We start from the raw sequence: 20671 nt of genomic DNA, 5'->3' as shown, positions 1-20671 counted from the left end.
CAAATATGTGCAACCGTTAGCAGTAAGAACAAACTTGACAGTGGGACTTACAGCAGCCTATGAGAATGAACTAGGAAAAGTTGGAGATGTGAACAACAGAGGAAGAGTAAGATACACAAGTGCTGACTGGTTCGGAATCAGAGGGGAAAAGGATGACAGAAAAGGAAACGGTAAGTTTGACTTGAACATTGGAGTTGACAACACAAGATTTGGAGTAACAGTAAATGGAGGATATGATACCAAAGGTAAGAATGTAAGGGCAGGTATTGGATTTAGAGCTATTTACTAGAACGAAGAATTGGGAAAAGCGAAGAACTTTAACAAATAAAGATTAAACAGATGTTTAAGTTAAGAACTTGAAAAAAGAAAAAGGATGAAAGGGCAGTGGAACTTAGGTTTTGCTGTTCTTTTTTCATAATTTTTCTAATATTATTTGACTTTTGGTAAAAATACAAATATAATGTGGTTAATAATAAATAAAAAAGAGAGGAATTGAGGGGACATGATTAAAAAGGGAAAAAATGAGAAAGTGGAAAAAAAGAAAAATTTGCCAGTTGGAATTGACAATTTTGAAGTGATGATACAAAATAATTACTATTATTTTGACAAAACTGGGCTGATTGAAGAAATTCTGGAAAGTGGGACGACAAGAATTCTGTTTACAAGACCACGTCGATTTGGAAAATCGCTTAATATGTCGATGTTAAAGTATTTTTTTGATGTGAAGAATAAGGAAGAAAATAGAAAACTTTTTGAAAATTTAGAAATTTCTAAAAGTGAATATTTTGATAGACAGGGGCAGAATCCGGTTATTTTTATCAGTTTTAAGGATTTTGAGGAAACAAACTGGGAAAATGGTTTTAACAGTATAAAAGAGGAAATAAAATCCTTGTACAATGAATTCAGATTTTTGCGGGAAAAACTAGAAAAAAGCGATTTAATGGATTTTGATAATATATGGTTAAAAAAAAAGGAAGGTAATTATAGCCGTGCCTTGTCAAACTTATCAAGATATTTATTTGAATACTATGGCAAGAAAGTTGTTTTATTAATCGATGAATACGATAAGCCAATAATAAAAGCACATGCTAATGGGTATTATAATGATGTGATAAATTTTTTCAAGACTTTCTTTGAAAAGGCAGTAAAAGGAAATGATTATGCAGAAATCACGGTAATTACAGGAATTTTAAGGATTGCTAAGGAAGGGATTTTTTCTGGACTCAACAATCTTAAAGTGAATACTGTTTTGAGTGATAATTATACTGAACATTTTGGAATTTTGGAAAGTGAAGTTGAAGAGGCATTAAAATATTACGAGCTTAACTTCGAACTGGAAGAAGTCAAAAAGTGGTATAATGGTTATTGTTTTGGGAAAAAGGAAGTTTACAACCCTTGGTCTACGATTAATTTTTTAGATGACAAGAAGATTGAAGAACATTGGGTAAATACTTCAAGTAATGATGAAATTATGAACTATTTGGAAAATTCAGACGAGAAAATTATTTTTGAGCTGGAGGAGTTGCTTAGCCATAAGAGCATAAGGAAGGAAATTTATGATTTTGTGACGTTTCAGGATATAGATTATGCCTTGAACTTGAATAAAAATAATTACGGATTTGAAGTTAGGGAAAATGGGAAAAATTATGAAATTGAACGGGATTATTTTATGAATGACTTCGGGCATGCGAATATTTGGCAATTTTTCTTGCATAGCGGATATTTAACCGTTGAAAAAAAACTTGGAAGAAATGTTTACGACTTGAAAATTCCAAATGAGGAACTGTTTGATTTTTTCAGAATAAGATTTTTGTATAGAACGTATCGGGGACATTACAGATTTTATGGACTTGAAGAGCATTTGATTAATGGAAATTATGAAAAATTTAGATTGGAAATAAGGGAACTTTTAAAAAATGCGATAAGTTTTAGGGACTTGAAGGAAGAAAATTCTTATCATTTGTTTGTAATTGGACTAGTTTCCATAATGTCAGAAAATTATTTTGTAAAGTCGAATGTGGAAAGTGGAGATGGAATTCCTGATTTGGTATTAAAGCCAAAAGATAAAAATAAAAAAGCATTTATATTTGAATTTAAATATTCAAGGGCAAAAGACAGCAGAAATTTGAAGAGAACTGCAAAAAGTGCCTTGAAGCAAATAAATGACAGGAATTATTTTGCAGGGTTAAAATATGAAGGTTATAAGGAAATTGTGAAAATTGGGATGGGATTCAGGAAAAAGGATGTGGAAGTTGTGGTTGAGGAAGAATAACTAGAAAAAGCGGGTATGAGATTATGATGTTCATACCCTCTAAATTTTTTTATAAAACATTTTCATCAGTTGAGAAATATACTAAAATATGTTATTATTAAAGAACAAAAAATGCAAGAAATGAGGGAAATTATGGAACAGACAGTATTTTCCGTAAGTGATATAAATAGGGAAGTTAAAATGTTTTTGGAGGGGACAAATACTTTTAAGAACATTTTTATTGAAGGGGAGCTTTCTAATATTACGTATTATCGTTCGGGACATTTGTATTTTACGTTAAAAGATGCAAGTGCAAGCGTAAAATGCGCTATTTTTCGTTATAAGTATAGAGGAGTGCCTGAGGACTTGAAGGAAGGAGATTCGGTAAAAATTCGTGGGAGCGTTACGCTTTATGAGGCGAATGGAAGTTATCAGATTGTGGCGGATTTTCTTGAAAAGAGCAATTCTCTAGGGCTGCTTTATGAAAAAATGGAAATGCTTAAAAAAATGTATTTTGAAAAGGGATATTTTTCTGATGAAATAAAAGAACAGTTGCCTAAATTACCGATAAATATTGGAGTTGTAACAGCTGATACAGGAGCTGCAATCAGAGATATTATAAACACGACACATAAAAGATTTCCAAATGTGAATATTTACCTTTATCCAGCAAAAGTTCAAGGAGAAGGGGCAGCACAGGAAGTTTCAGCGGGGATTGAGTTTTTTAATAGGATGAACGAAGAGAAACAGCTTAAAATAGATACACTTGTTGTTGGACGTGGCGGAGGAAGTATTGAGGATTTGTGGGCATTTAACGAGGAAGCTGTGATAGAAGCCATTTATAAATCGGAAATTCCTGTAATTTCAGCGGTAGGACATGAAATTGATAATCTTCTTTCAGATTTAGTCGCTGATAAACGGGCGGCTACACCAACTCAGGCAGCAGAAATCTTGATTCCTGAAAAAGATAAATTAACAGATGAACTGGAAAGTAAAAAGAATCTTTTGAGTAAATTACTTTTAAATAAAGTTGCAATGATGAAAAAAGAACTGGAATACAGAAAAAATAACTATTATATAAAGAATTTTGCAAATATTCTAGATAATAAAAAATTTGAATTAATAGAAAAAGAACAGAAATTATCAAGAGAACTTAGAATAATTGTACAAAAGTCAAGGGAACAGCTGGATTACCGAAAACAGAGATTTGATAGAATTAATTTACAAAAAATAATTTTAAGCGAAAAAGAAAATTTAAAGAAAAAATCAGCTGAATTAAATCAGATAATGCTGGAATTTTTTGAGAATCGAAAAAATGAACTGAAATACAAAAAAGTGCAGCTATCTAAATATTCTGTAAGTGATATTTTAAAACAAGGGTATACGATAACTCGAAAAAATGGGAAAATTGTTAAAAGAGGGATTGAGCTTAGTCGAGAGGATAAGTTGGAGATAGAGTTTTTGGATGTTAAGAAGAAAGTGGTTGTTAAGTAATTATTATTAAAGAAAAATATTGATTTTTTCAACCTTTTGTATTAAAATATACAAAATGTATATTTTTTAAAAGGAGTGGTTTAGGATGGAATTTTATCTTTTAGAATTTAGATTAAATGGAATAAAAAATATTGAAAAAACGATTGAAATTAGTTTTTATAAGCAGGATATACGCAATTTTAATAGGGAAAATTATAATGTTAAAGGAATTTTTGGAAGGAATGGAATTGGGAAAACTGCTGTTATAAAAGGAATTGAAATTTTAAGAAATATTGTATTAGACAGTGACTATTTAATTTTAAAAAGTAGTTTGTTAAATGAAATAATAAATAAAAAACTTAAAGAATGTTATTTGTCTTCTGAATTTTTGATTATTGATAAAAATAATAAAAAACATATTTTTGAACATTCAATAAGTTTGAAAATAGAAAATGGGAAAATTATTATTACAAAAGAAATAATAAATAAAAAAAAGCTAGATAGAAAAGAGATATTAAAAACATTAATTATAGAAAATGGAAAGATAAACAAAGAGAAGTCAAATTATTTTAAAAATTTAGATGAAATAGAAAAGTTATCAATGAATTTGCTGGATAGAAAAAGTATAATAAAACTGGTTATTGATGATGTTGAAAAATATGAAACAAATGAATTAAAATCTGAAAAATTTGGATTTATATATTTATATGTATTGTATTCAAAAATTAATGTCTTTACTCATTTGGAAGATAGTCATTATAAAATGGTTTATATCAATTTTGAAAATCAAAATTGGCTTGATAAAATATATATTGATTATGTAAATCAAGAAGCTAAAAAGAGAAATATCTTATCTAAAACAAAAGAAGAAATTGAAAATTTGAATAAAAGTCTAGAAAGAAAAGAAAGATTTTTGAAATTATTTAATCCTGAACTAAATAAAATAGAGTTTGAAAAGAAAGATTTTGATGAAAATTATTATGAAATTGAATATGTTTTCAACTACAAGGATTACAAGATAAATTTTGAATATGAAAGTATGGGAATGAAGTCACTGTTTAGATTATTTGATGTTTTAGATACAGTTAATAATGGTGGAATTGTGTTTGTTGATGAAATAGATATGAGTATTCATGATTTATATTTGAATAGGTTAATTGAGTTTTTTGCTGAAAATGGGAAAGGACAGTTTACGTTTACAGCTCATAATACAAGTATTTTGGATACTTTAAAAAAATATAAAAATTCGATAGATTTTATGACTGAATATCAGGAAATAAAGCCTTGGATAAAAAATGGAAATTATTCTCCAAGAAAGCAGTATTTGGAGGGGATGTTACCAAATATGCCATATAATATTGAGTATTATGATTTTTTTGAAATATTTAATATATTTGAAGAGAAGAATTAAAGGGGAGTTATGAAACTGTGGCTATTTTTGGTTGAGGGAAATTCAGATAAAATATATGTTGATAAAATTGTCAAGTATTATGTGGAATCTGAAAAATTGAAGAAAGAAATTAAATTAGAGTGGATTATTCTTGATGGGAAATATAATTATAATAAAAAAGAAAAACAGATTAAACAAAAAATAAATAAATTTAAAAATCAAAATAGAAACTCTGATTATGAAATCATTTATGTGATTGATTTGGATAAATTTAAAAGAGAAGAGAAAGATAGAATATTTTTAGAAGATATAAAGAAATTTATTCAAAAAAATAAATATAAATTGATAAAAAATAATGAAAATATTGAAATGATTTTGAAAATTGATAATAAATCTAAGAATAAAAAGGAAAAGGTTAAAATTGCTGAAAAATTTATAATGAAAGAATCAATTGAAAAATATTTAAGGATTGAAGAACCTGAAAATGTAAGTATTGGAAGTAATATTTTTAAAATATTGGATATTTTAGAAAGCGAGGTATAAAAATGTCTAAAAGAGAAAATTATTTATCGTGGGATGAATATTTTATGGGAATTGCATTTTTGTCTGGAATGAGAAGCAAGGATCCATCTACACAGGTTGGGGCTTGTATTATTGATGAAGATAAAAAAATAATAGGAATTGGATATAACGGGTTTCCTATGGGAAGTTCGGATGACAGTATGCCTTGGGATAAGGACGGAGAGTTTTTGGATACGAAATATCCTTATGTTGTGCATGCTGAACTTAATGCTATTCTTAACAGTATAAAATCTCTTAAAAATTGTACTATTTACGTGACACATTTTCCGTGTAATGAGTGTGCAAAGGCAATTGTTCAATCAGGAATAAAAAAAGTAATATATTTTTCTGACAAGCATAAGTCGCTTGATTCAACAAAGGCTTCGAGAAGGATTTTTGAAAATGCACAGGTGGAAATGATTCATCTTGAAGTTGAAAAAGAAGGGATAAATATAAAGTTTAAGGATTAGATATATTTTGCAAAAAGTATCGTTATTTTTAGTTGAGAAAAAAGTAATATTAGTATATAATGTATTTAAACTTTTGAAAATTTTAAAAGAGGTGAGATTGATGGAAGCAACAGCGATTAAAAAAGTGGTAGCAATGGGAATCGGTGCAGCGATTTATATTGTATTATCAAGATTTGTAGCAATTCCAACACCAATTCCTAACACGACATTGCAAGTAACTTTTGCATTTGTGGCGTTGATGGCATTTATATACGGGCCTGCAGTTGGGCTGGGGATTGGATTTATTGGGCATGTGCTTAATGATATTTCAGGATATGGAAGCGTGTGGTTCAGCTGGGTTGTAGCAGCTGCGTTTTTTGGAATGGCAAGTGGATTTTTAGGGAAAATTATTAAAATTGAGAATTTTAATGGAGCAAAAATTGTAAAATTTATAATTGGGGAAGTAATTATAAGTTTGATAAGCTGGGTAGTTCTGGCTCCGATTATTGATATTGCAATATATAAGGAACCACAGGCGAAAGCATTTGCACAAGGAGTTACAGCGGCACTTGGGAATATGTTGATTGTAGCAATCTTAGGGACAATTTTAATATTCGCATTTTCAAAAACAATAGTAAGCAAAGGAAGTTTAAAACAGGAATAATTTCAAATAACCCGCATTTTTCAAGTAGTCTTAGGTGGCTGTGAGAAGATTAGGCGGGTATTTTGTTTAATCTTTATGGAACTAAAAATTGGAATTCAGATTACTGAATAAATTTAAATAAAAAAGTATATCTCTAGCTTGAAAGGAGGAAAATTTGAAAGAAAATAGAAAGATTGCTGTAAATTTTGAAAATTTTACATTTAAGTATGAAAGTCAGTCGGAACCTACATTACATAATATAAATTTGAAAATTTATGAAGGGGAGAAAGTTGTAATAATAGGACCGTCAGGTTCGGGGAAAAGCACGTTGGGGCATTGTGTAAATGGACTTGTCCCTTATTTTTACAAAGGGGAAATTACAGGAAAGTTTGAAATTTATGGGAAAAAGTGCAAGGAAGTGTTTGAACATTCTAAATATGTGGGAACTGTTCTTCAGGATTCGGATGCACAGTTTGTGGGGCTTACTGTTGTGGAAGATATAGCGTTTGCTCTGGAAAATGATGAAGTAGAGACACAGATTATGAAAGAGAAGGTAAAGGAGATTGCAAAATTTGTAAAAATTGAAACATTGCTTGACTTGAAGCCGCATGATTTGTCAGGAGGACAGAAGCAGAAAGTGTCACTCGCTGGAATAATGGTGGACGATACTAAAATTGTTCTTTACGATGAACCGCTTGCAAATCTTGATCCTTTGAGCGGAAAATATGCGATTGAACTTATAGATGAGCTTCATAATAATAAAAAATTGACTACAATAATTATAGAACATAGGCTTGAAGATGTATTGCACAGGGGAATTGACAGGATTATTGTTGTAGATGGGGGAAGAATCGTTGCTGATGACACGCCTGACAATATTTTGAATGGAAATTTGTTAAATGAGATGAATATAAGGGAGCCTCTGTATATCTCCTTGCTAAAATACAGCAATGCCAGTCTTGAGAAGTATAGCAATATTTCCAATATTGAGAAAATTGATTTTTCTGTAGCGAAAGACAGCATTCTAAATTGGATAAAATATAATTCTCCAAAAGCAAGGGAAAAATCTGAAGAAACATTATTAAAGCTGGAAAATATCTCATTTTCATACAATAAAAAAAGAAAAATATTAAAAAATATAGATATAGATGTAAAAAAAGGTGAAATGATAAGCATAGTTGGCTCAAATGGGGCTGGGAAATCGACATTGTCAAAGGTTATTGCAGGATTTGAGAAGCAGGATGAAGGGAAAATTTATTATAAAAATTTGGATATAAGTGATGAAAATATAACTAAAAGGGCTGAAAAAATAGGTTTTGTGCTACAAAATCCAAATGCAATGATCTCAAAAGTTACAGTTTTTGATGAAGTTGCGTTAGGACTTAAAACTAGAGGAGTTTCAGAAGACGAAATAGAGAAAAGAGTTTTTGAAATTTTGGAAATATGTAAATTAAAGCCATTTAGGAAATGGCCTATAAAGGCACTTAGCTATGGGCAGAAAAAAAGAGTTACAATAGCTTCCGTGCTTGTATTGCAGCCTGAAATGATAATAGTGGACGAGCCAACAGCAGGGCAGGATTTGTTTCATTACAGGGAAATAATGGAATTTTTGAAGCAGCTAAATGAATTTGGGATTACAATTCTGTTTATAACTCACGATATGCACTTGATGTTAGAGTATACTGACAAGGCATACGTTTTTAATGACGGGAAAATTATAAAATCAGGAAATCCGGCACAGATTTTGGCAGATAGGAATGTATTGGAACAGGCAAATTTGAAGGAAACTTCACTTCATTATGTGGCGGAAAAGGTTGGGATAAATTCCGAAGAGCTTATAAGAACATTTGTACATTATGAAAAAGAGCAGAAAAAGGCGGGTGATTAGATGGCAGGTACATTTTTACTGGAATATATTGAAAAAGATTCTGTGATTCATAGACTGAATGGGGCGGCAAAACTGATTTGTTTTATACTGTGGACGGTGGCTATTATGTTTACTTATGATACAAGACTTCTTGTGGCTTTGACATTTTTAGGTTTTGTGCTTTTCAGAATTTCAAAAATAAAATTTAATGAAATAAAAATTGTATTTTATCTGATTACTATTTTTCTTATGTTAAATTTAATTATGATTTTTTTATTTTCTCCACTTGAAGGAACAAAAATCTATGGAACAAGGCACGATATTTTTAAAATTTTTGGAAATTATGTAATAACGCAGGAGCAGCTGTTTTATGAATTTAATATATTTGTTAAATATTTTTCAGTCATTCCTGTCGCTTTACTGTTTATAATTACGACAAATCCAAGCGAGTTTGCATCGTCATTAAACAGGATAGGTGTACCTTATAAATTTTCTTATGCAGTTTCAATTGCACTTAGATATATTCCGACTGTGCAGGAGGACTTTGTTACAATTAGCAAGGCACAGCAGGCAAAGGGGATAGATATTTCTAAAAATGAAAAATTAATAACAAGAATAAAAAATATTTCTTATACGTTAATGCCGTTAATATTTTCAAGTATTGAAAAAATAGATATTATAAGCAATGCAATGATTTTAAGAGGATTTGGAAAAAGAAAAAAGCGAACGTGGTATCAGGCAAGAAAAATGAAAATGCCAGATGTTATAGCAATCCTTGTAACAGCAATATTTTTAATTATTTCAATTATGCTTATAAAAGTAAATGGTGGAAGATTTTATAATCCTTTTATAAATTAAAAATAATTTGATATTAGAGGGATTGGAGTATATAATAAAATTTGAATTTTAAGGAAAGGAATGATTGGAAAATGGTTAATATCGGAAATGACTGGGATGGAATTTTTGAAAAGGAAAAAGAATTTGAAAAAGACTATTACTTAAATTTAAGAAAATTTTTAGTAAAAGAATATAAAACAAAAACGATTTATCCAGATAAATATGAAATTTTTTCTGCGTTTAAGCTGACAAGCTATAAGGACTGCAAAGTTGTAATTCTAGGGCAGGATCCATATCATGGGGAAAATCAGGCACATGGACTGGCATTTTCTGTAAAGCGGGGAGTTGCCTTGCCGCCTTCCTTAAAGAATATTTATAAGGAAATCGAAAATGAATTTGGCTATAGAATGAGTAAAAATGGGTTTCTTGAAAAATGGGCAAAACAGGGAGTCCTACTTTTAAATACAGCACTTACTGTAGTTGCTGGAAATGCCAACTCACATTCAAAGATAGGATGGGAAATTTTTACAGATAATGTGATAAAATATTTAAATAGACGGGAAGAGCCAATGATTTTCATACTTTGGGGAAATAATGCAAAAAGCAAGAAAGCCTTTATTGATACCAACAAGCATTATATTCTGGAAAGTGTTCATCCAAGCCCATTGTCTGCAAGCCGTGGTTTTTTTGGCTGTGGGCATTTTAAGAAAGCTAATGAGATTTTGAAAGAGCTGGGAAAAGATGAAATAAACTGGCAAATATAGAAGAATAAATTAGAGAATAATAAATTAAGGTTATGGGATTTGTGGAGGTAAAAAAATTGATGAATTTTAGAAAATCAACTTTTAATGATGTGGACAGAATTTTAGAAATTATTGAAAAGGCAAAAATTGAATTGAAGAAGTTAGGGCTGGATCAATGGCAAAAAGGATATCCAGATAGAGGAGTTATTGAAAATGATATAAAATTGGGAATTAGTTATATTTTAGAAGAAATTTCTGAAAAAAATGGTAAATCCGAAAATCAGATTTCTAAAAAAATTGTCGGAACTATTGTATTGTCGCCTAAAAAAGAAATACCATATTCTAAAATTGAAGGAAAATGGATAACAAATGATGATTATATCGTAATTCACAGGCTGGCAGTTGATTCTGAAATAAAGAACAAAGGAATTGCAACAAAGATATTAGAATTTTCGGAAAAAGAATGCATAAAAAACAAAATACTCAGTATAAAAACAGATACGCATGAAAACAATGAGCCAATGAAAAAGTTCCTTGAAAAAAATGGATTCAGTTATTGCGGTGTGATTTATTTAGATAAAGAGCCTGATGTTGGGGAAAAGAGAATTGCCTATGAGAAAATAATAAAAATACCACATAAATTATTATAAAAAATTTATAGATTTATTTGATAATTTATTTTAAAAATTTCTCTTTGAACACTTTAGTTAAGATTTTATTTTGGAACATTTTAATTAATAATTGTTTTTTTCTTTAGTTTTATGCTTTTTCTTTTTAGATAAGCAAGGGAAATCAATCGCCATTTCCCTTTATTTCGCAATAACAGTTATTTTAACATATTTAAATAATGACATATTAAAGAGAATAGCGAAAGTGCTACGCACTATCCCTGGCTCGTCTAAGCATTTTTTTGAAATATTCCCAAATTTTATTTGGGAAAGTAGTCGAAACATTTATTATTTGGATAAATCTGGATTACTACGAAAACGAAACTCGCTAACGCTCAGACAATCGTTTTCATTCCAAAAAAATCACGACATTTTGAATTTAATTATTGTAGTATAGTTTGAATAAAATAGATATGTAAAATAAAAAATAAATGTTTGGAATTAGAATATTGAAATATAAGTTGTTAAAAATAAAAAGAGAAAAAAAGGAGTGTGAGATTGTTATGAGATTTGAAACAAAAACGATACATGGGATAAGAAAAGAAAAAAAGAAGGAATTATGGGGAACGAATGTTAATTTTGCCTCAACTTTTCCTGTTGTAGAATTTGGAGTGACGCAGGAATTTGAATATTCAAGAGTTTCGGCACCTACGAGAAATGAACTTGAGGAAATACTTGCGGCATTAGAAAATGGGAAATATGGATATGCCTTTTCATCCGGAATGGCGACTACGACATCTGTGTTTACGATGTTTGAGGCTGGAGATCATATTATTCTGGGACAGGATATTTATGGTGGGACTTATAGAATTATTCACGATATTTATTCAAAATTCGGGATGGAATACACTTTTGTTGATACAACTGACTTGGATAATATCCGAAATGCGATTAAGGGAAATACAAAGGCCATTTTTATCGAAACTCCGTCAAATCCATTGCTTGATGTTACGGATATGAGAGGAGTTGTAGAGATTGCAAAACAGCATAACTTGATAACAATTGCAGATAACACTTTTATGACTCCATATTTGCAAAAACCGCTTGATTTTGGGATTGATATTGTAATTCATAGTGCAACTAAATTTTTATCTGGGCATCATGATTTGCTGGCTGGAGTTGCGATTACAAATGATGAGGAACTTGCGGAAAAAATTAAATTTTCACAAGTTGCAGCTGGAGCCTTAATTTCTCCATTTGACAGCTGGCTTTTGATGAGAAGTCTTAAAACATTGAAACTTAGGGTGGAAGCGGCACAAAAAAATGCTGAAAAACTGATAGAATTTTTTCAGAGCCATGATGCAGTTGACAAAATTTACTATCCGACTCTGGATACAAATAAAGGTAAAAAAATTCATGAAAGTCAAGCGATAGGTGGAGGTTCAGTATTTTCATTTACTTTAAAGGATGACTCAAAGGTAAAAACATTTTTTGAAAGTCTGAATGTGGCACTATTTGCTGCGAGTCTTGGTGGAGCAGAAACATTGGTAACTCATCCGAGTACAATAACTCACGCTGAAATGCCTGATGAAGAAAAAGAGGCTAGAGGATTTACAAATTCGCTTATAAGAATTGCAGTTGGATTTGAGAATATTGATGACTTGATTGAGGATTTTAAACAGGCATTGGAAAAATAAAGAATAAAGGAAAAACAGATGGCAACAAAAAGAAGAAAAAGAACTGGAAGAAGTTCAAAAGTTGGAAATGAAAAACTGATTGCTGCGATAATTACTGTGTTGATTGCAATATTTGGGTTTGCATACAATGGGGTAAATTCAGGATTGGGTAAAAAAAGAGTGAAAACAAGTAATTCTAAAAAAAGTACAGCTTCAAGAAGTGCAAAAAATAATTCTTCAAATACTAAAACTGTGCAGAATCCGACTATTCTGAAAGGGTATCAGGCTATAAAAGTCAGTGATGGTGATACTATGAATGTTCAGAAAGTGGAAAATGGGAAATTTGTCGGAGAAGTTATAAAAATTAGGATGTTTGGAATTGATGCTCCTGAAAAGTCGCAGGATTATGGGAATGAGAGCAAGCAGGCACTGGAAAAGCTGGTAAGTGGGAAAATGCTTGAAATTGAAGAGAAAAATAGGGATAGATACGGCAGAACAGTGGCTGTAGTCTATGCTAACGGGAAAAATGTAAATGAGGAAATGGTAAAGGCTGGAAATGCGTGGTGGTATCAGGAATATGATAAAAATGATACTAGAATGCAGGCTTATCAGGAAAATGCCAAAAAGAATAAACTCGGACTGTTTGGAAAAAGAGGGTATGTAGAGCCGTGGAATTATAGAAGAGAAAAAAAAGCGGCAGCAACAGGCAAAACAAAAAGTAAATAATGAGTTTAAGTAATTTTATTAAATGAAAAAAAAGTAAATAAGGAAAAGGATGATAAAATGTTTATAGATGAAAGTGTAATTACGGTAATTTCTGGAAACGGAGGGGACGGAGCGGCTACATTCAGACGTGAGAAATTTGTGCAGTTTGGAGGGCCTGATGGCGGAGATGGCGGAAAAGGCGGAGATATTGTCTTTATTGCTGATCCAAATATTAACACGCTTGTGGATTTTAAGAGCAGTAAAAAATTTAAGGCACAGGATGGCACAAAAGGCTCTGCTGCACGTTCTACTGGAAAATCAGGGGAAGACTTGATTATAAAAGTTCCAGTCGGAACGATGATTAGGGATTTTGAAACAAATAAACTGTTGCTTGATTTGGACAACCCAAATGAAAAAGTAATATTTCTGAAAGGTGGAGATGGCGGACGTGGAAATATCCATTTCAAGTCATCAGTAAAAAAAGCCCCACGAATAGCAGAAAGTGGACGTGAAGGAGTAGAATTAAAAATAAAGCTGGAGTTAAAACTGCTTGCAGATGTGGCTCTCGTAGGTTACCCAAGTGTTGGAAAATCAAGTTTTATTAACAAAGTTTCAGCTGCCAGATCAAAAGTTGCAAGTTACCATTTTACGACATTGAAGCCTAAATTGGGAGTTGTCAGAATGGGAGACGAGGAAAGTTTTGTAGTGGCTGATGTGCCGGGGCTTATTGAAGGGGCTCACGAGGGAGTGGGACTTGGAGATAGATTTTTAAAGCATATTGAAAGATGTAAACTGATTGTTCACATTGTGGATATTTCAGGGCTGGATGGACGTGATCCTAAGGAAGATTTTGTAAAAATAAATCATGAATTAAAAAATTATAGCGAAAAATTATCTCAAAAGCGGCAAATTGTAGTAGCAAATAAAATTGATATGCTTTACGAGGATGAAAAATATGATGAATTTGAAAAATTTGTGAAGGAAAATGGGGCAGAATATGTGTATCCAGTTTCTGTAATCGCAAATGATGGATTAAAGCCAGTTTTATCAAAAGCATGGGAATTAATTCAGGAAATACCTAGGGAAGAGCTGGAGGAAGTTCATTCTGTTGAAGAGCTTATTCAGGAAAACAATAAGAAAGATGACTGGATTGTCAAGAAAACAGCTGACAATGTATTTGAAGTGGATGGACGTATTGTGGATGATGTGCTTAAAAAGTATGTGTTTATCGGAGAAGAGGGAATAATAAATTTCCTTCAGAAGATGAGAAGTCTTGGAATGGAAACAGAGCTTGAAAAGGCTGGAGTTGAAGAAGGGGATATTATAATTATTGCTGGATATGAATTTGAATATGTGATTTAGTAATAAATTTTTATAAAAATATTTGCAAAAAAAGAAAAATGTGGTTTACTTATAATAGGGAGGATAAAAAATTAGAAAATGCAAAAAAAATTAAAAGGGATTGTCATTGCAGGCGCAACAGGAGTAGGAAAAACGGATTTGTCAATAAAACTTGCAAAGCGGCTAAATGCAGTGATTATATCGGCGGATGCATCTCAGGTTTATAAGGAACTGGATATTGGAACAGCAAAGGTAACTCATGAGGAAATGCAGGGAATACCACATTATATGATGGATCTTGTAAACCCTGACGAAGATTATTCTGTGGGAGATTTTGAAAAGGCTGTAAACAATATTTTGAATAAAAATTGTGAAAAAAAGGAGAAAAATGTCATTATCGCAGGTGGAACAGGACTTTATATAAAATCAATTACAGATGGATTTGCAAAATTGCCTTCAAAGGATGAAGAAATCAGGGCTGAGCTGGAAAGTAAAAGTATTGAAAAATTACAGGAAATTTTAAAAAGCCTGGATAAAAAGTCCTATGATGAAATTGATTTATCCAATAAATTACGGTTAGTCAGGGCTATTGAAGTTTGCCTTTTGACTGGCGGAAAGTTTAGCGAATTGCGTGTTCAAAATGTCAAGAATAATAATTATGAATTTCTTAAAATATTTCTTACACGGGATAGAAAGGAACTTTATGAGCGGATTAACAGACGAGTGGAAATTATGATTTCAAAAGGGCTTGTCGAAGAAGCACAAAAAGTATATAATAAGTATAAGGAAAGTGTTTTCAAAATATCTTCAATTGGATATAAGGAACTGTTTAAATATTTTGAAGGAAAAATCACGCTGGATGAAGCGATTGAAGAAATAAAAATGGAAAGCAGAAGATATGCAAAAAGACAGCTGACGTGGTTCAGAAAAGAAAAAAACTATATTACTTATAATTTATCAGTAATGTCTGAAAAACAAATGTTAGATGACATTCTGAAAAAATGGAAAAAATTTTAGAAAGGAGATTACAGGATTTATCCTGTATAAAAACATGAAAATATTGGAATATTTAGTGCCTGAAAGGGTAAAATTAAATTTGGAAGGAAAAACAAAAACTCAGATTATTAAAGAAATGGCACAATTATTTGTAAAAAGTGGAGTGCTTGACTCAGAAGATTTGGAAGAATTTGTAAAGGAAATAAACGAAAGGGAAAAATTGACACCAACTGGAATGCAGGATGGGATAGCTATTCCACATGCAAGAACACCGCTTGTAAAAAAACTTTCCCTTGCCTTGGGTATTTCTGGTGAAGGTGTAGATTTTGAAAGTATGGATGGAGAGCCTTCAAAATTAATATTTATGATTGCGGCTCCAGAAGAAACAAAAAAAGAACATCTAGATTTGCTGGCTGAAATTTCAAAATTATCATATGAAGAAGAATTAGTTGAACAAATTGAAAATGTTAAAACAGTGGAAGAAATTTTTGGAAAATTAAAAAATATTTAAAAATAATATTGTAAAGAAAGGCGTATTTACTGATTTTATTTATGGTTATGATATAAAAAAAGAAAATTTTTGTATTTTATTTGAAAAATTAATTGTATTTTTTTATATAATTTGGTATAATATTAAATAAGTGATGATAGGTAAGTGATTTAATAGTGATTTCATATTCATTTATTGTTATGGAATTAAATAATTAGGAGGAAAATCGAATGAAAAAGACAATATTCTTTTTAGTTGGAATAATGATGGTTTCGTCAATAGGTTTCTCTGCTGAAAAAAAGAGCTTGGAAAGCAGCTTAAATTCAATTGAAAACCAATTCAATGAATTAATGAGAAAAGAAGAAGCACAAAAAGAAAGCTATAGACAACAAAAAGCACAATTGGAAGCTGAAGTTGAAGATTTAAAATCTAAACAGGCTGACAGAGAAAAATTATTAGAAAAATTAAGAGTAGATTCAGAAGTTAGATGGCACAGGGACAAATATAAAAAAATACTGAATAATTCCGAAACTCTTTATAAAAACATAAACAAATCTATTGCAGCAAAGGAACAAAAAATTGCAGAATTGGATACATTATTATCAGTAATGAATTAATTGAAAGGAATGGTAATTAAAAGATGAAAGCAAAAAAATTATTGTTATGTGGGATAGTAGCAGTATTATCTGTGCCTATGATGGCAGCTTCTCCACAAGAAATATTAAAACAAGCCAGAGATGATTACTACAAAAGTTTAAAAACACCTAAAGAACCAAAAATGACAACTGAAAAATTAGTTACAATTGATGAAGATGGTGTTATTGAAGAAAAAGAAGTAGTTAAAAGAAAATCTCCAATTGAAAAATTAGAATACAACGCAGCTAAAGCAGCAGACAGAGTAGACTTCTATGAAAGAGTAGTAAGAAGTGTACAAAGAGAAGAAAAAGAATTAGGAGAATTTGACAGCGTTCTTGGAAGAGATGGCGTTAAAAACGCTCCAAAAAAATCTAGAAGAACAACTAAATAAAAATAAAGAATTAAAAATTTAGTTATTTTGAAGGACGATATTTTTTATAAAATATTATTCAAGAAAGGAAAATCAATGAAAAAAATATTAGGATTAGTAGCTGTAATGGTGTTAGCGATGAGTCAAGTATCATTTTCAGCTCCAACAAATACTGATGCCGCTGTGCAAAGATTAGTTAAAGTAGCTAAGCAAAGACAAGCCCAACAAGCTAAAGAAGCAGCAAAAGGTGTTGTAGAAGAAGAAGTGGTAGTTCCAGTTGAAGAAGTAGCTGAACCTACAGGTGTAAGTCAAGAGGCACGTCAAAAAATAGAAGCTGCTAGGGCACAAGCTAAAGAAAGAGCGGAAAAAGCAAAAGAAGCGGCTCAACAAAGAAAAACAAGAACAAGAGATTTAAGAGCTCAAAGAAAAAATATGTCTGAAAGTAAAATGATGGACGTAGAAATTCAAAGAATTAGAAAAAGAGTGGATCAAATCAACAGTAACATTGAAAAATTCCATAAAACAAACGAAATGTTAGATCAAATGGAACAAAGATTAGATACTATTCAAAATAGAATGAACTAAGAGTAAAGAGAGAGAAAAAAATAAAATTGGATGTTTAGAAAGGAAATGAAAAATATGAAAAAGTTAGCATTATTATTCGTAGGATTAGGAGCTTTGTCTTGTACAAACGCAAAATTGGTAGATTATAACACAACTAGATTGAACCATATAGAAGATTATTTAAAAGAAAACAAACCAAATCCAGGTAGCCAAAAATATAGATCGTTAGAAAGAGAGGCTGAAACATGGTTAGACGAACAACAACAACAATAATTGCACTAGGGTTGTTAGTTGCTTCACCACTAATGGCAAGAAGGCTGACAACTACTCAAATGAGAGAAAATACAATTAGAATTAACGCTCTTGAGTTAGAAGAGCCAGCTCCAGAACCAATTCCAGCACCGGAACCAGAACCAGCTCCAGAACCACAAGTTTGGGCATTCGATTCTGGAAGATTAAACTTTGATTTTGATAAATCAGTAGTTAAACCTCAATACTTTGAATTATTGAGAAACGTTAAAGATTATGCTGAACAACATGACTTCAAATTAACAATTATAGGACATACAGATTCTAAAGGTTCTGATGCTTATAATATGGCTTTAGGTATGAGAAGGGCAGTAGCAGTTAGAGATAAATTGATAGAATTTGGATTAGATCCTGCAAGAATCATAGGTGTAGAATCAAGAGGAGAATCTGAACCGATCGCTCCAAATGATACTGAACAAGGAAGATTTGAAAACAGAAGAATCGAATTCAAAGCTACAAAATAGTAATAATCATTAATTAATAAAAATATTTTTATAAATTGTCTAGTTATTTCTTTATTGAAACAATTAGACAATTTTTTTAGTTTGTTTAACAACGGTTATTACTATTTTTATTATGTTTTTTTTCGCAGGATTGCTCATTACCACAAATCCGTAAAGGTTTATTATAATTTTGGAATGTGTAAAATGACTTTAAAACCTCCGTATTGACTGTGTTTTACTATAATTTTACCACTATGGACATCAATAATTTGTTTTACAATGAGAAGTCCTAATCCATGTCGCTGTTCAGTAATATCTGTATTACAAACCATATAATGTGGAGTATTATTGAGTTTTTTCAGTTGTTCATCAGAAACTCCTGCTCCGTTATCTTCAACACAGATTACACAGTTATCTTTATCTTCTTTTATTGAAACATAGATTGTACATCCGTTTTCGTTATGATTGATACAGTTTTGAATTAGATTCGACAAGGCACGCTTTATTAAGTTGCTGTCAACATTGACAAAACAGGATGTAAATTCGCTGTCAGTTTTCCATTCTATTGGAAATTTTTCATCAATATCCATATTCAAAAAATCAACGAGAACTTGTCTAACGAGTGCTATCACATTTTCTCTTTTTTGTTCAAAAGGTTGCATATTGTATTCCAGTTTGGAAGCAAGGTTTAAATCGTTTATTAAGTTTTTTATGCGTTCACTCTGTTTTAAAATTACAGAAAGTTTTTTATTTGTGTCATCTGATAAATTTGAAGATGCCTTTAACTGACTTGTGTATCCCGTTATCATTGATAAAGGGGTGCGAATATCGTGGGAAACTCCTGCAATCCAGTTGGCTCTTGCGGTATCTTTATTTCGCAGTTGTTCTCTTTGATTTTGCAAGATTTCAGAAGTTTTATTTATACTTTTTGCGAGTTCTGACAAAACCCCTTTTTCTTTAACATATACAGGCATATCTTTAGGTAAATTTTGTATACCTTTTATTATTGGATTTACAGAACTTAAAAGTTTAGAGTTGGAAATAAAATATATTAAAAATATGAAAATTATGTTTAGACACAGAAGTACAAGTAAAAATTTTGGAATATTTTTAATGATTCCATATTTCCAGCTGGCTATTGGGTATTTCCAATAACTGTTTTTAGGATAGCCCAGTACAAGTAAATTATTTTCAACTTTAGAGGTGAAAACAGGATAATTTTTTATATAGGCATGTGAAAATATGGCAATATCAGATATAGAGTATTCTTTTGGAATATCATCAGGTAAATTGTCAGTTTGCCATATAACTTTTTTTGAATCATTGTCAATTAAGATTGCCCATATATTTTGTTTTTTTAAGTCAGCAGTTATTTTGTCAGGCAAAGTGTATTTGCCATTTTCAAATTTTAACATAGTTGCTACTTTAAAAGTATAGTTCATAGGAGGCTCCTTTGACACATATTTAACAATCCATAGTCCGTATAGAAAAATATTTAAGAATAGAAGTAAAATAAAACTTAATATTAATGTTATTATAAAACGGCGTATGAGTTTTAGTATGCTTTTCATATTATTTTTCCTCCACAATTAGTTTATAACCTAACCCTTTCATTGTTATTAGTGATACCGGATGGGAAGGGTTGATTTCAATTTTTTCTCTAATGCGTCTTATGTGTGTCATCAGAGAATTTGTATAAACATAGGCGTTTTCACCCCATACAGCTTCACACAGTGTATCAATGGTTACGATACGTCCAGCGTTTCGGTAAAGAGTTTGTAATAATTCATATTCCTTTGCAGTTAATGATATATTTTTATTATCTTTTATAATTTCTCCACAGGAAAAGTCAATTTGACAACCGCTCAAATTTACAATCGGACTTTCTTCTTTGTAAGTTCGCCGTAAAATAGCAGTAATTCTAAATAAAAGCTCTTTTGGTAAAAAAGGTTTCACAATATAGTCGTCCGCCCCCAATCCAAAGCCCTTAAATTTATCCTCATCCTCTCCACGTGCTGTAAGAAATAATATTGGATAATTACTATCTTTTCTCAACTTTTCCAGTAAGTCAAAACCGTTCCCGTCTGGAAGCATAACATCCAGTATCGCTAAATCAGGCTGTTTTTCTGCAACACGTTTCATAGTATCTTTCACATTTTTTGCAGTCTGTATATTTTTATACCCATAATCAGCAAAAATTGATACAATCATATCCAAAATTTCCTGTTCATCATCAACAATTAAAATACATTTATTTGTCAAATATTTTTCAATCATTTCAACTCTCCTTCCGTTGATACTTAAAATTATATAATTTAT

Annotated in this window: 23 protein-coding genes; 21 read left to right on the top strand and 2 right to left on the bottom strand. The window is 30.9% G+C overall.

Annotated elements, in window-relative coordinates:
• The 21 genes from K324_RS15990 to K324_RS0106640 form a co-directional block, all read left to right on the top strand.
• Window positions 1–289 (top strand): hypothetical protein (locus K324_RS15990; RefSeq protein ID WP_026748496.1); only part of this gene is annotated, 289 nt, incomplete at its 5' end.
• Window positions 290–502: 213 nt separating this feature from the next.
• A complete protein-coding gene (locus tag K324_RS0106735; RefSeq protein WP_051354409.1) occupies window positions 503–2272 on the top strand; it encodes an AAA family ATPase in 1770 nt (589 codons plus the stop codon).
• 132 nt (window positions 2273–2404) lie between these two features.
• On the top strand, window positions 2405–3745 hold the full coding sequence (gene xseA, locus K324_RS0106730) for an exodeoxyribonuclease VII large subunit (RefSeq protein WP_026748494.1): 1341 nt from the start codon (window positions 2405–2407) through the stop codon (window positions 3743–3745).
• An 85-nt stretch (window positions 3746–3830) separates the two neighbouring features.
• On the top strand, window positions 3831–5135 hold the full coding sequence (locus K324_RS0106725; RefSeq protein WP_026748493.1) for an ATP-binding protein: 1305 nt from the start codon (window positions 3831–3833) through the stop codon (window positions 5133–5135).
• Between the two features lie 9 nt (window positions 5136–5144).
• Window positions 5145–5657 carry a hypothetical protein gene (locus K324_RS0106720; RefSeq protein WP_026748492.1) on the top strand — a complete coding sequence of 171 codons (513 nt, stop codon included), beginning with the start codon at window positions 5145–5147 and terminating at the stop codon, window positions 5655–5657.
• A gap of 2 nt (window positions 5658–5659) precedes the next feature.
• Window positions 5660–6145, top strand: coding sequence for a deoxycytidylate deaminase (locus K324_RS0106715; RefSeq protein WP_026748491.1), 486 nt, complete (start codon window positions 5660–5662; stop codon window positions 6143–6145).
• Between the two features lie 100 nt (window positions 6146–6245).
• Window positions 6246–6788, top strand: a complete 543-nt coding sequence (locus K324_RS0106710; protein WP_026748490.1) for an ECF-type riboflavin transporter substrate-binding protein — start codon at window positions 6246–6248, stop codon at window positions 6786–6788.
• A 154-nt stretch (window positions 6789–6942) separates the two neighbouring features.
• Entirely contained in the window at window positions 6943–8655 is a 1713-nt protein-coding gene (locus K324_RS0106705) for an ABC transporter ATP-binding protein (RefSeq protein WP_026748489.1), read from the top strand.
• Window positions 8656–9492: an energy-coupling factor transporter transmembrane component T family protein gene (locus K324_RS0106700; RefSeq protein ID WP_026748488.1), complete on the top strand. Its 837-nt coding sequence runs from the start codon at window positions 8656–8658 to the stop codon at window positions 9490–9492.
• A gap of 71 nt (window positions 9493–9563) precedes the next feature.
• The gene (locus K324_RS0106695) at window positions 9564–10235 is read left to right on the top strand and encodes a uracil-DNA glycosylase (protein WP_026748487.1); all 672 of its coding nucleotides are present in this window, start codon (window positions 9564–9566) and stop codon (window positions 10233–10235) included.
• Window positions 10236–10294: 59 nt separating this feature from the next.
• Window positions 10295–10864, top strand: coding sequence for a GNAT family N-acetyltransferase (locus K324_RS0106690; protein ID WP_026748486.1), 570 nt, complete (start codon window positions 10295–10297; stop codon window positions 10862–10864).
• A gap of 521 nt (window positions 10865–11385) precedes the next feature.
• Complete coding sequence (locus K324_RS0106685) at window positions 11386–12519, top strand: trans-sulfuration enzyme family protein (RefSeq protein WP_026748485.1); 1134 nt, start codon at window positions 11386–11388, stop codon at window positions 12517–12519.
• Between the two features lie 18 nt (window positions 12520–12537).
• Window positions 12538–13224, top strand: a complete 687-nt coding sequence (locus K324_RS0106680) for a thermonuclease family protein (protein ID WP_026748484.1) — start codon at window positions 12538–12540, stop codon at window positions 13222–13224.
• Window positions 13225–13281: 57 nt separating this feature from the next.
• Window positions 13282–14565: a GTPase ObgE gene (gene obgE, locus K324_RS0106675; protein WP_026748483.1), complete on the top strand. Its 1284-nt coding sequence runs from the start codon at window positions 13282–13284 to the stop codon at window positions 14563–14565.
• 78 nt (window positions 14566–14643) lie between these two features.
• Entirely contained in the window at window positions 14644–15561 is a 918-nt protein-coding gene (gene miaA / locus K324_RS0106670) for a tRNA (adenosine(37)-N6)-dimethylallyltransferase MiaA (protein ID WP_026748482.1), read from the top strand.
• A gap of 34 nt (window positions 15562–15595) precedes the next feature.
• The gene (locus K324_RS0106665; protein WP_026748481.1) at window positions 15596–16051 is read left to right on the top strand and encodes a PTS sugar transporter subunit IIA; all 456 of its coding nucleotides are present in this window, start codon (window positions 15596–15598) and stop codon (window positions 16049–16051) included.
• 209 nt (window positions 16052–16260) lie between these two features.
• The gene (locus tag K324_RS0106660) at window positions 16261–16647 is read left to right on the top strand and encodes an adhesion protein FadA (RefSeq protein ID WP_026748480.1); all 387 of its coding nucleotides are present in this window, start codon (window positions 16261–16263) and stop codon (window positions 16645–16647) included.
• A 41-nt stretch (window positions 16648–16688) separates the two neighbouring features.
• Window positions 16689–17057 (top strand): hypothetical protein, encoded by a 369-nt coding sequence (locus tag K324_RS0106655; RefSeq protein ID WP_232056155.1) that lies wholly within the window; start codon window positions 16689–16691, stop codon window positions 17055–17057.
• A 105-nt stretch (window positions 17058–17162) separates the two neighbouring features.
• On the top strand, window positions 17163–17621 hold the full coding sequence (locus K324_RS0106650) for a hypothetical protein (protein ID WP_248615370.1): 459 nt from the start codon (window positions 17163–17165) through the stop codon (window positions 17619–17621).
• A 54-nt stretch (window positions 17622–17675) separates the two neighbouring features.
• Window positions 17676–17873: a hypothetical protein gene (locus tag K324_RS0106645; RefSeq protein ID WP_026748477.1), complete on the top strand. Its 198-nt coding sequence runs from the start codon at window positions 17676–17678 to the stop codon at window positions 17871–17873.
• The gene (locus tag K324_RS0106640; protein ID WP_026748476.1) at window positions 17846–18373 is read left to right on the top strand and encodes an OmpA family protein; all 528 of its coding nucleotides are present in this window, start codon (window positions 17846–17848) and stop codon (window positions 18371–18373) included. The genes K324_RS0106645 and K324_RS0106640 overlap by 28 nt, the downstream gene beginning before the upstream one ends.
• 161 nt (window positions 18374–18534) lie before the next feature.
• Here K324_RS0106640 and K324_RS0106635 read toward each other — a convergent pair whose 3' ends face one another.
• Entirely contained in the window at window positions 18535–19794 is a 1260-nt protein-coding gene (locus tag K324_RS0106635; protein WP_248615369.1) for a sensor histidine kinase, read from the bottom strand.
• Window positions 19795–19924: 130 nt separating this feature from the next.
• Entirely contained in the window at window positions 19925–20629 is a 705-nt protein-coding gene (locus K324_RS0106630) for a response regulator transcription factor (protein ID WP_026748474.1), read from the bottom strand.
• Window positions 20630–20671: the final 42 nt, after the last annotated feature.

The sequence above is a fragment of the Leptotrichia trevisanii DSM 22070 genome (assembly GCF_000482505.1).
GTDB lineage: Bacteria > Fusobacteriota > Fusobacteriia > Fusobacteriales > Leptotrichiaceae > Leptotrichia > Leptotrichia trevisanii.
The sequence above is the reverse complement of the archived record's forward strand: the minus strand, read 5'-3'. Positions and strand labels throughout refer to the sequence as shown.

Coding starts and splice junctions, on each gene's coding strand:
- K324_RS0106695 (WP_026748487.1), top strand. CDS start 9,564: ATGGTTAATATCGGAAATGACTGGGATGGAATTTTTGAAAAGGAAAAA.
- K324_RS0106735 (WP_051354409.1), top strand. CDS start 503: ATGATTAAAAAGGGAAAAAATGAGAAAGTGGAAAAAAAGAAAAATTTG.
- K324_RS0106720 (WP_026748492.1), top strand. CDS start 5,145: ATGAAACTGTGGCTATTTTTGGTTGAGGGAAATTCAGATAAAATATAT.
- K324_RS0106700 (WP_026748488.1), top strand. CDS start 8,656: ATGGCAGGTACATTTTTACTGGAATATATTGAAAAAGATTCTGTGATT.
- K324_RS0106640 (WP_026748476.1), top strand. CDS start 17,846: ATGGTTAGACGAACAACAACAACAATAATTGCACTAGGGTTGTTAGTT.
- miaA (WP_026748482.1), top strand. CDS start 14,644: ATGCAAAAAAAATTAAAAGGGATTGTCATTGCAGGCGCAACAGGAGTA.
- K324_RS0106715 (WP_026748491.1), top strand. CDS start 5,660: ATGTCTAAAAGAGAAAATTATTTATCGTGGGATGAATATTTTATGGGA.
- xseA (WP_026748494.1), top strand. CDS start 2,405: ATGGAACAGACAGTATTTTCCGTAAGTGATATAAATAGGGAAGTTAAA.
- K324_RS0106630 (WP_026748474.1), bottom strand. CDS start 20,629: ATGATTGAAAAATATTTGACAAATAAATGTATTTTAATTGTTGATGAT.
- K324_RS0106680 (WP_026748484.1), top strand. CDS start 12,538: ATGGCAACAAAAAGAAGAAAAAGAACTGGAAGAAGTTCAAAAGTTGGA.
- K324_RS0106665 (WP_026748481.1), top strand. CDS start 15,596: ATGAAAATATTGGAATATTTAGTGCCTGAAAGGGTAAAATTAAATTTG.
- K324_RS0106725 (WP_026748493.1), top strand. CDS start 3,831: ATGGAATTTTATCTTTTAGAATTTAGATTAAATGGAATAAAAAATATT.
- K324_RS0106635 (WP_248615369.1), bottom strand. CDS start 19,794: ATGAACTATACTTTTAAAGTAGCAACTATGTTAAAATTTGAAAATGGC.
- obgE (WP_026748483.1), top strand. CDS start 13,282: ATGTTTATAGATGAAAGTGTAATTACGGTAATTTCTGGAAACGGAGGG.
- K324_RS0106685 (WP_026748485.1), top strand. CDS start 11,386: ATGAGATTTGAAACAAAAACGATACATGGGATAAGAAAAGAAAAAAAG.
- K324_RS0106645 (WP_026748477.1), top strand. CDS start 17,676: ATGAAAAAGTTAGCATTATTATTCGTAGGATTAGGAGCTTTGTCTTGT.
- K324_RS0106650 (WP_248615370.1), top strand. CDS start 17,163: ATGGTGTTAGCGATGAGTCAAGTATCATTTTCAGCTCCAACAAATACT.
- K324_RS0106660 (WP_026748480.1), top strand. CDS start 16,261: ATGAAAAAGACAATATTCTTTTTAGTTGGAATAATGATGGTTTCGTCA.
- K324_RS0106710 (WP_026748490.1), top strand. CDS start 6,246: ATGGAAGCAACAGCGATTAAAAAAGTGGTAGCAATGGGAATCGGTGCA.
- K324_RS0106690 (WP_026748486.1), top strand. CDS start 10,295: ATGAATTTTAGAAAATCAACTTTTAATGATGTGGACAGAATTTTAGAA.